At 59.4% G+C, this 781-nt stretch carries 1 protein-coding gene; it reads left to right on the plus strand.

Annotated elements, in window-relative coordinates; translation table 11 throughout:
• Positions 1-118 precede the first annotated feature (118 nt).
• Positions 119-751, plus strand: coding sequence for an SDR family oxidoreductase (locus tag B3520_RS01515; protein ID WP_286805276.1), 633 nt, complete (start codon positions 119-121; stop codon positions 749-751).
• Positions 752-781: the final 30 nt, after the last annotated feature.

Genomic DNA, 781 nt, shown 5'->3' on the forward strand with positions numbered 1-781 from the left:
TGCGGGTGTCGTTCATGGCGGCCTCCAGTGGCATCGACGGCTCTTTTCTGATGATGCCAGACTTTTTGTCTTCATGGTAAGGTGTTGTCATTGCACTGGAGATAAGGGGAAACACGCAATGACTACCTTGATAATTGGCGCTCACGGGCAGATTGGCCAGTTACTGGTCCAGGAGCTGGCGGACCACCACCAAAAGCCGCGCGCCATGGTGCGCAACGAGCCGCAGGCCGAGGCGGTGCGCTCTCTGGGTGCTGAGCCCGTGATTGCGGATCTGGAAGGCGATTTCAGCCATGCGTTTGAAGGCTGTGACAAGGTGGTATTTACCGCCGGCTCGGGCGCCAAAACCGGGGCGGACAAGACCATTCTGGTGGATATGTGGGGCGCAATAAAGGCAGTGGATATCGCGAAGGCCCGGGGTATTCAACAGTTTGTGATGGTCAGCTCGCGCGGGGCGGAAGATCCGGAAGCGGGGCCAGCCAAGATCAAGCATTACACCGTGTGCAAGAAAGTTGCCGATGATCACCTGTTGGCGAGCGGCGTGCCCTACACCATTCTGCGGCCCGGACGATTGACCGATGACCCGGCCTCGGGACGGGTGATCAACCATTGGCCGGAGAAAGCCGAGGACCAGTGGATTTCCCGCGCGGATGTGGCGCTGGCGATTGAGCATTGTCTGGGGTCGCCGGGGACGATCGGGAAGATTTATCCCCTGTTTCATGGGGATCAGCCGATTGCGGCTTGTTTGGGGTGAGCGGTTCGAGTTGGGTTACGGCGGATGCGG

This window comes from Marinimicrobium sp. UBA4509, from assembly GCF_002388575.1.
Classification (GTDB): Bacteria; Pseudomonadota; Gammaproteobacteria; order Pseudomonadales; family Cellvibrionaceae; genus Marinimicrobium; species Marinimicrobium koreense.